This is a genomic window from Streptomyces sp. WAC 04229, from assembly GCF_003947455.1.
Taxonomy (GTDB): domain Bacteria; phylum Actinomycetota; class Actinomycetes; order Streptomycetales; family Streptomycetaceae; genus Streptomyces.
Map to the genome: position 1 here is coordinate 1 of NZ_QHJH01000253.1, position 8,432 is coordinate 8,432.

The window sequence follows — 8,432 nt, forward strand, 5'->3', positions numbered from 1 at the left end:
GCCCCCGGTGTACATCCTCGTACACCTCGACATGTCCGTCCGTGGCCAGGTGGTCTGCGTCGGCCAGCCGGGCCAGCCGGGCGTCGACCTCGGCGTTGCCGGTCGGGGTGCGGGGGGCGCCCAGCGGGGCGGGGGCCGCGGGCTCGTACCCGGACTCCGCCTCCTCGGGCTCCGGCCCGGCCCCGTTCTCCTGGACCGCCGGCTCCGGTACTGCGTCGCTCATGCCCCGACGCTACCGCGTACCGCTGGGGTACGGTTCGTCCCGATGGCGACGACTGAGGAGTGCCGCGCCGCACTCGACAAGCTCTCGGACGACATGCGGGGCGCCGAAGGGGACGTGCGGTCGGCCGCCGCGCTGGACCGCTCGGTGAGCTGCCACATCACCGACCTGGACGTCACCTTCGCCGGACGCATGGCGGACGGCGGGATCGACGTGCGCGAGACCATGGCAGGCCCCCCGCGCGAGAAGGCCGAGATCAGGCTGGCGATGACCGGCGACGACCTGGTGGCGCTGGTCGCCGGCGAGCTGAACTTCGCCAAGGCCTGGGGCTCGGGCCGGGTGCGGCTGGAGGCGGGCCTGCGCGATCTGTTCCGGCTCAGGAAGCTTCTGTAGCCGCCACCTTCCGGACCCCCTTGCCGAGCTGGGTGCCGCCCGCGCCCCGAGCCTTGCGCGCGGCCGGCACCACCAGCGGCGTCCCCGTCTCCGGGTCGTCGATGACCTGGCAGCGCAGCCCGAAGACCCGCTCGACTAGGTCGGCCGTGACGATGTCCCCCGGCGCGCCCTCGGCGATGATCTCCCCCTCGCGCAGCGCGATGAGGTGGGTGGCGTACCGGGCGGCGTGGTTGAGGTCGTGCAGGACCGCCACGAGCGTGCGGCCCTGCTCCTCGTGGAGTTCGGCGCACAGGTCGAGGACGTCGATCTGGTGCTGGATGTCCAGGTATGTCGTCGGCTCGTCGAGGAGCAGCAGCGGGGTCTGCTGGGCGAGCGCCATGGCGATCCACACCCGCTGGCGCTGACCGCCGGAGAGTTCGTCGACGTAGCGCTCGGCGAGTTCGGAGACGCCGGTCTGCGCCATGGACTCCTGGACGACCCGCTCGTCCTCCGTCGACCACTGCCGCAGCAGACCCTGGTGCGGGTAGCGGCCGCGGCCGACGAGGTCGCCGACGGTGATCCCGTCGGGCGCGATGGAGGACTGGGGCAGCAGGCCGAGGGTCCGCGCGACCCGCTTGGCGGGCATCGACTGGATGACCGACCCGTCCAGGAGCACCCGGCCCTGGGTGGGCTTGAGCATCCGCGACAGGGCCCGCAGCAGGGTCGACTTGCCGCACGCGTTCGGGCCGACGATCACCGTGAAGGAGTTGTCGGGTATCTCCACCGACAGCTGCTCCGCGATGACCCGCTGGTCGTAGGCGAGGGTGACGTTCTCGGCGGTCAGGCGGTTCACGTTGCTCCTTTGGTCGTTCGGCCCGCTGCGAGCACGGGTGCCGGCGCTCATATCCGGCCCGCCTTGCGCTCGGTGACCAGCAGCCACAGCAGGTAGACGCCGCCGAGTACACCGGTGACCACGCCCACGGGCAGCTGGTCGGCGCCGAAGGCCCGCTGCGAGATCCAGTCGGCGCTCACCAGCAGCGCGGCGCCCATGCACAGGGAGGGCAGCAGGTTGGGACCCGGCGAACGGGTCAGCCGCCGGGCCAGCTGCGGCGCGGTGAGCGCCACGAAGCTGACCGGGCCGGCGGCGGCCGTGGCGGCGGCGGTCAGCAGCACGGCGGCCACCATCAGCAGCGCGCGCACCCGCTCGACGCGCACCCCGAGGGCGTACGAGACGTCGTCGCCCATCTCCATCATCCGCAGCGCCCGTCCGTTGCCCAGCACGAGCGGCACGAGCACGGCGCACAGCGCGAGCAGCGGCCAGACCTGGTCCCAGTCGCGCCCGTTGAGGGAGCCGGTCATCCAGACGACGGCGCGGGAGGCGTCGACGATGTCGGCCCGGGTGAGGAGGTAGCCGTTGACCGCCGTGACGATCGCGGACACGCCGATGCCGACCAGGACCAGCCGGTACCCGTGCACGCCCCGCTTCCAGGCGAGCAGATAGATGGCGGTACCGGTCACCAGGCCGCCGGCGAGGGCGCCGAAGGTGACCTGGGCGGAACTGCCGGAGAACAGGACGATCATGATGAGCGCGCCGGCCGTCGCGCCCTGCCCGAGGCCGAGTACGTCCGGACTGCCGAGCGGGTTGCGGGAGATGGCCTGGAACAGCGCCCCTCCGACGCCGAGCGCGGCGCCGACCAGCAGTCCGACCAGGACCCGCGGCAGCCGCAGTTCGTTGACGATGAACTCCTGGCCGGCGTTGCCCTCGCCGGCCAGGGTCCGCAGCACGTCGGCGGCCGGTATCTCGAAGTCGCCGGTGCCGATCAGCACCACACTCGCGGCGAGCGCGACGACCAGCAGCAGGGCGACGACGACCACGGCCCGCACGTCGAGGCGGAACGACAGGCCACCGGGGCCGCGGACGGATCGGTTGCTCTTCAGGGTCTTGGCGTTCTTGGCGGTCTTCACGGTCCTCACGGTCTTCGCGGTGCTCACAGCTGGGCCGTCCTCCGCCGTCGTACGAGATAGATGAAGACCGGCCCGCCGAGGACGGCGGTGACGATGCCCACCTGGAGCTCCGCGGGCCGTGCGACGATCCGGCCGAGGACGTCCGCGCCCAGCAGCAGCACGGGCGACAGGATCGCGGCGTACGGCAGGATCCAGCGCAGGTCGGGCCCGGTGAAGGAGCGGACGATGTGCGGGACCATCAGGCCGACGAACACGATCGGCCCACAGGCCGCGGTCGCCGCCCCGCACAGCACGGTCGCGGCGAGCATGGCCAGCGCCCGGGTGCGGTTCAGATTGGCGCCGAGGGCCTTGGCGGTGTCGTCGCCCATCTCCATCGCGTTGAGCGGCCGGGCGAGCGCGAGCGCGAGGATCGTGCCCACAGCGAAGAACGGCAGCACTTCCATGATGGTGTCGTCGGTCGCCGAGGCGAGCGAACCCACCGTCCAGAAGCGCATCCTGCCCAGCGCCGCGTCGTCCATGATCATCACGGCCTGGAGGTAGCCGAACAGCGCTGCGCTGATCGCGGTGCCGGCCAGGACCAGCCGCACCGGCGTGGCCCCCCGGCTGCCGCCCAGGAACCAGACCAGCGCACCGACTCCGGCGGCCCCGGCGAAGGCGAACCAGACGTATCCGGTCAGCGAGGTGACGCCGAAGAAGGTGATGGCCGTGACGACCGCGGCCGAGGCGCCGGCGTTGATGCCGAGCAGTCCGGGGTCGGCCAGTGGATTGCGGGTGAGCGCCTGGAGCACCGCGCCCGCGAGGCCGAGCGCGGCGCCGGCCAGCAGACCGAGGACGGTCCGCGACTGGCGTTCGCCGACCACGACGTCGCCGTAGGTACCCGAGTCGTGGAACAGACCGTGCCAGACCTGCGCCAGGGACAGGTCCTTCGCACCGATCGCGATGCTCGCCAACGCGATGGTCACGAGCACGGCCACGGACACGGGCAGCCCCGCGGCACGCAGGACGCGGCGCTTGGCGGGCGGCGCGGGGACGGTCTCCGCGCGCTGTTCGGGGGGACTCTCGACCAACACGCTGGTTAGGCTAGCCTACCCTGCCAAGCGATCACGATCCCGTGACGTGAGACCGCCTCCCGCCCCGGCTCACAGCCCCAGACGCGCCAGCGCCTTCCCCGAGTCCAGGCCGCACCCTTCCTCCCCGCCGGCCGTCCAGGCCGCCGCGCACAAGGCACGCAAACCGTCCAGCGCCTCGCCGTCGCCCTCCACTTCCAGCCGGCCCTCGCCCGCCGTCGCCGTCCAGCCGCCGCAGCCGAATCCGCCGTCCGCGTCACCGGTGACCTCCGGCTGCCCGGTGAGCAGTCCGCGCAGATCCGCGTCGACGTACGTCGGCCGGTGCCGCGGCGGCGCGGACAGCAGCTGGGCGCCGTCGGTCACGCCGGTCAGGACCAGCAGCGAGTCGACCTCGCCGTTGAACGCGCCCTCGATGTCCGTGTCCAGGCGGTCCCCGACCACCAACGGCCGCCGCGCGCCGGTGCGCAGGATCGTCTCCCGGTGCATGGGAGGCAACGGCTTCCCCGCGACCTGCGGCTCGGCGCCGGTCGCGATCCGCACCACCTCCACCGCCGCGCCGTTGCCCGGGGCGATTCCCCGGGCGCCCGGAATGGTGAGGTCGGTGTTGGAGGCGTACCAGGGCAGACCCCGCGCGACGGCGTAGCACGCCTCGGCGAACCGCCCCCACGGCAGCTCGGGCCCGCCGTACCCCTGCACCACGGCCGCCGGGTCGTCCTCGGCGGACTCCACGGGCTCGAGGCCGCGTTCACGCAGCGCCACGCGCAGTCCCTCGCCCCCGACGACCAGCACCCGCGACCCCGACGGCATCTGGTCGGCGATCAGCCGGGCCACCGCCTGGGCGGACGTGATGACATCGGCGGCGTCCGTCGCGATCCCCAGCTCGGTCAGGTGCTCGGCCACCGCGTCCGGCGTCCGCAGGGCGTTGTTCGTCACGTACGCCAGGTGCATGCCGCCGTCGCGGGCCACGGCGAGCGAGTCGACCGCGTGCGCGATCGCGTTCCCCCCGGCGTACACCACGCCGTCCAGGTCGAGCAGCGCCGTGTCGTACGCCTCGCTCAGGTGCCGCCCACTGCCCGCGGGCCTCGTCCTGACGCTCCGGCTCATTGCACATCGCTCCTCGTTCGACGCCTTTCCCCCGATCATCCCCCATGCCACCGACAGACGTACGATGCCGGGATGAACACTGCAGGTCACCCGGAAGCAACGGCGCACCGGGGCCTGGAACTCACCCCGTTCCGAGGCCTCCGCTACGACCCCGACCGGGTCGGCAGCCTGGCCGCCGTGACGTCCCCGCCCTACGACGTCGTGGTCCGCCCCGACGGCCTGCTGCACCTGGAGTCCGCCGACCCGCACAACATCGTCCGCCTGATCCTGCCCCAGGCCGCCACCCCGGAGGCACGCCACCAACAGGCCGCCCAGACCCTGCGGCGCTGGCTGGCGGAAGGCGTCCTGACCACCGACCCCGAACCGGGCCTGTACGTCTACGAACAGCGCGCCGGCGACGGCCTCCTGCAACGCGGCATCATCGGCGCCCTGCGCGTGTCGGACCCCGCCGAGCAAGTGGTCCTGCCGCACGAGGACGTCATGCCGCACGTCGTCGCCGACCGCGCGGCGCTCATGCGCGCCACCTGGACGAACCTCGAACCCCTGCTGCTGACCTACCGCGGCGACGACACCACGTCCGCTACGACCGCCCTCGTGGAACACACCGCCGGACAGCCACCGCTGCTCGCGACCACCACGGAGGACGGCTACCGCCACCGGCTGTGGTCGGTCACCGACCCCGGCGCCGTGGCCCGGGTCCGCGGCGAGCTGGCACGGCACCAGGCCCTCATCGCGGACGGCCACCACCGCTGGGCGACCTACCGCACCCTCCGCGCCGAGCACCCCTCCCCCAGCCCGTGGGACCACGGCCTGGTCCTCCTGGTCGACACGGTCCGCTATCCGCTGCGGGTCCGCGCCATCCACCGCCTGCTGCACGACCTCCCGGTGCGGGACGCCGTCGCCGCCCTGGACGGCCACTTCCAGGTCCGCCGCCTGGAGACTCCGCTGGCCGAGTCCCTGGACACCCTGGCGAAGGCGGCCGACGCGGGCAACGCCTTCCTGCTCGCCGGCGACGGCGCCTTCCACCTCGTGGACCGCCCCGAACCCGGTCTGCTGGCCCGCACGGTCCCCACCGACCGGCCCGACGCCTGGCGCACACTGGACGCCACCGTCCTGCACACCACACTCCTCGCCCACCTCTGGCACATCCCGGACGACTCCGCGGCCCACGTCTCCTACATCCACGACACGGCGGCCACGGTCGAGAAGGCGGAACGCGACGGCGGTACGGCGGTGCTGATGCACCCGGTCCGCGAGGAGGTCGTCCGCGACCTGGCCCGGCAGGGCGTCACGATGCCCCGCAAGTCGACGTCCTTCGGCCCGAAGCCGGCCTCCGGTCTGGTGCTGCGCGCACTCGACGCGTAACGCGGAAGGGGCGGGACCGTACGTACGGTCCCGCCCCTTCGACGTCGCGTCAGTCCTTGTCGCCGTCCTCGGCCTCGTCCTGAACGGCCGTGCTCTCCCCGGCGCCGTCCGCACCTTCGTCGAGGGCGTCCACGAAGTCCACGCCGTCCAGCTCGGCCAGCCGGTCGGAGGCGTCCGTGCTGCCGTCCCGGTCGGACTCCACGGCCTTCGCGAACCACTCCCGCGCCTCCTGCTCACGGCCCGCGGCCAGCAGCGCGTCGGCGTAGGCGTACCGCAGCCGCGCGGTCCACGGCTGCACGGAGTTGGAGGCCAGCTCGGGGCTCTGCAGCGTCACGATGGCCGCGTCCAGCTGCCCCATGTCGCGCCGGGCGCCGGCCGCCACGAGACGCATCTCGACCTGACCGGCCTTGTCCAGCTTGTGCACCTCGGGGGTGCCGGCCATGTCCAGCGCCTTCTCCGGACGGCCCAGCCCACGCTCGCAGTCGGCCATCACCGGCCACAGCTCCACGGACCCGGTCATGCGCCGCGCGGCACGGAACTCCGCCAGCGCCTCGCTGTACTTCTGGTTGGCGTACGCCGCGAAACCGGCGGCCTCCCGTACGGCGGCGACACGGGACGCCAGCCGCAGGGCCACCCTGGAGTAGCCGTACGCCGCCTCGGGGTCCTCGTCCAGCAGCCTGGCGACCATCACCAGGTTCCTGGCGACGTCCTCCGCGAGCGTCTTGGGCAGGCTCTGCAGCTCCTGCCGTACGTCCTTGTCGATCTCGTCGCCCGTGACCTCCTCGGGGATCGGCAGGCGCTTGATCGGCTCCCGGTCCCGGTCACGGTCCCGCTCCTCACGGAAGCGTCCACCGCCACCCTGCCGGTCGTCGCGCCCCCGGAAGCCTCCGGGCCGGCCGCCACGGTCGTCCCGACGCGGCCCACGCCCACCGCGGTCGTCCCGGCCACGGAACCCACCGCGGTCGCCCCCGCGGTTGTCGTCCCGACGGAAGCCACCGCGGTCGCCCCGGTCGTCGCGACGGTCACCACGGTCGTCACGACGGTAGGCGGGACGGGCACCACGGTCACCACGGTCGTCACGACGGAACGGAGAACGGTCGTCACGCCGGTCGTCCCGACGGTCGTCACGCCGGTCATCGCGACGGTAGGACGGACGCTCACGGCGGTCGTCACGGCGGTCGTCGCGGCGGTCGTCCTGGCGGTACGAGGGGCGCTCGTCGCGCCGGTCGTCACGGCGGAACGAGGGACGGTCATCCCGGCGGTCGTCGCGGCGGAACGAAGGTCGGTCATCCCGGCGGTCGTCACGGCGGAACGAGGGACGGTCACCGCGGTCGTCACGGCGGAACGAGGGACGGTCACCGCGGTCGTCACGACGCGGTCCACGGTCACGGTCGTCTCGACGCCCGTACCCGCCACCTCGGTTGTCGTCGCGACGGAACGAGGGACGGTCATCGCGCCGGTCGTCACGACGGAAGCCACCGCGCTGCCCGCCCCGGTCGTCACGACGGAACGAGGGACGGTCACCACGGTCGTCACGACGGTCATCACGACGGTCATCACGACGGTCATCGCGGCGGTCGTCGCGGCGGAAGGCAGGACGATCGCCGCGGTCACCGCGGTCACCGCGGTCGTCGCGGCGGAATGAGGGACGGTCGTCGCGACGGAACCCGCGGTCACCGCCCCGATCGCGGTCATCGCGACGCGGCCCGCGGTCACGGTCGTCGCGGCGGAAGCCGCCACCACGCTGCCCGCCGCGGTCACGGTCGTTGTCCCGACGGAAGCCACCACGGTCTCCGCGCTGCCCCCCACGGTCGCCGCGGTCACCACTGTCCCGGCGCCGCTGATCGCGCTCCGGTCGGTCGTCGGGAGAGTTGGTGGACATCGGGTGACTCCTGTCTTCGGTACCGCAAGTCATTCTCGCGCAGCCGGGTACCCGGTGCGCCCTGGAAAAACGAAAGGACCCCTGGTCCCCAGCTGAACGCTGGGGACCAGGGGTCCTTCCCAAAGATTGTTCGGCGGCGTCCTACTCTCCCACAGGGTCCCCCCTGCAGTACCATCGGCGCTGTAAGGCTTAGCTTCCGGGTTCGGAATGTAACCGGGCGTTTCCCCTACGCTATGACCACCGAAACCCTAATGGTTTCGAGCGAACAAGCACACTCTTCAATTGTTCTGTTCAGCTCGAAAGCCGGCAACTGTTCGTTGCCTCAGAACTAACACAGTGGACGCGAGCAACTGAGGACAAGCCCTCGGCCTATTAGTACCGGTCACCTCCACACCTTGCGGTGCTTCCAGATCCGGCCTATCAACCCAGTCGTCTACTGGGAGCCTTAACCCCTCAA

The 8,432-nt window shown here is 72.3% G+C and carries 9 protein-coding genes and 2 rRNA genes; 2 read left to right on the top strand and 9 right to left on the bottom strand.

Annotated elements, in window-relative coordinates; genetic code table 11:
* Positions 1-223: hypothetical protein (locus DMH12_RS35205; RefSeq protein ID WP_125495387.1), on the bottom strand; the 223-nt coding region annotated here is incomplete at its 3' end.
* A 42-nt stretch (positions 224-265) separates the two neighbouring features.
* Between DMH12_RS35205 and DMH12_RS35210 the strand changes: the two genes are divergently transcribed.
* Positions 266-613 (top strand): sterol-binding protein, encoded by a 348-nt coding sequence (locus DMH12_RS35210; RefSeq protein WP_125495388.1) that lies wholly within the window; start codon positions 266-268, stop codon positions 611-613.
* On the opposite strand, the gene DMH12_RS35215 is transcribed toward DMH12_RS35210, so the two are convergent.
* The 4 genes from DMH12_RS35215 to DMH12_RS35230 form a co-directional block, all read right to left on the bottom strand.
* Positions 597-1,496 (bottom strand): ABC transporter ATP-binding protein, encoded by a 900-nt coding sequence (locus DMH12_RS35215; RefSeq protein WP_125495389.1) that lies wholly within the window; start codon positions 1,494-1,496, stop codon positions 597-599. The genes DMH12_RS35210 and DMH12_RS35215 overlap by 17 nt on opposite strands.
* On the bottom strand, positions 1,493-2,530 hold the full coding sequence (locus DMH12_RS35220; RefSeq protein ID WP_185832734.1) for an iron chelate uptake ABC transporter family permease subunit: 1,038 nt from the start codon (positions 2,528-2,530) through the stop codon (positions 1,493-1,495). The genes DMH12_RS35215 and DMH12_RS35220 overlap by 4 nt, the downstream gene beginning before the upstream one ends.
* Positions 2,531-2,580: 50 nt before the next feature.
* Positions 2,581-3,627 carry an iron ABC transporter permease gene (locus tag DMH12_RS35225; protein WP_125495391.1) on the bottom strand — a complete coding sequence of 349 codons (1,047 nt, stop codon included), beginning with the start codon at positions 3,625-3,627 and terminating at the stop codon, positions 2,581-2,583.
* A 69-nt stretch (positions 3,628-3,696) separates the two neighbouring features.
* The gene (locus DMH12_RS35230; RefSeq protein WP_125495392.1) at positions 3,697-4,728 is read right to left on the bottom strand and encodes an HAD hydrolase-like protein; all 1,032 of its coding nucleotides are present in this window, start codon (positions 4,726-4,728) and stop codon (positions 3,697-3,699) included.
* A 72-nt stretch (positions 4,729-4,800) separates the two neighbouring features.
* On the opposite strand from DMH12_RS35230, the gene DMH12_RS35235 reads away from it, so the two are divergent.
* Positions 4,801-6,093 (top strand): DUF1015 domain-containing protein, encoded by a 1,293-nt coding sequence (locus tag DMH12_RS35235; protein ID WP_125495393.1) that lies wholly within the window; start codon positions 4,801-4,803, stop codon positions 6,091-6,093.
* A 49-nt stretch (positions 6,094-6,142) separates the two neighbouring features.
* Here DMH12_RS35235 and DMH12_RS39485 read toward each other — a convergent pair whose 3' ends face one another.
* From DMH12_RS39485 to DMH12_RS35255, 4 genes are all read right to left on the bottom strand, one after another.
* On the bottom strand, positions 6,143-6,889 hold the full coding sequence (locus DMH12_RS39485; RefSeq protein WP_221763149.1) for a tetratricopeptide repeat protein: 747 nt from the start codon (positions 6,887-6,889) through the stop codon (positions 6,143-6,145).
* Complete coding sequence (locus tag DMH12_RS39490) at positions 6,781-7,662, bottom strand: hypothetical protein (RefSeq protein WP_260474461.1); 882 nt, start codon at positions 7,660-7,662, stop codon at positions 6,781-6,783. Before DMH12_RS39490 ends, DMH12_RS39485 begins: the two co-directional genes overlap by 109 nt.
* Before the next feature lie 441 nt (positions 7,663-8,103).
* Positions 8,104-8,220: ribosomal RNA gene (rrf, locus tag DMH12_RS35250) — 5S ribosomal RNA — on the bottom strand.
* A gap of 107 nt (positions 8,221-8,327) precedes the next feature.
* Positions 8,328-8,432, bottom strand: a 23S ribosomal RNA gene (locus DMH12_RS35255); the annotation flags it as partial.

Bases quoted from the DNA above. Each gene is read 5' to 3' on its own strand.
- DMH12_RS35235 (WP_125495393.1), top strand. From the start codon at position 4,801: ATGAACACTGCAGGTCACCCGGAAGCAACGGCGCACCGGGGCCTGGAA.
- DMH12_RS35215 (WP_125495389.1), bottom strand. From the start codon at position 1,496: ATGAGCGCCGGCACCCGTGCTCGCAGCGGGCCGAACGACCAAAGGAGC.
- DMH12_RS35230 (WP_125495392.1), bottom strand. From the start codon at position 4,728: ATGAGCCGGAGCGTCAGGACGAGGCCCGCGGGCAGTGGGCGGCACCTG.
- DMH12_RS39490 (WP_260474461.1), bottom strand. From the start codon at position 7,662: ATGACCGTCGTGATGACCGTCGTGATGACCGTCGTGACGACCGTGGTG.
- DMH12_RS35210 (WP_125495388.1), top strand. From the start codon at position 266: ATGGCGACGACTGAGGAGTGCCGCGCCGCACTCGACAAGCTCTCGGAC.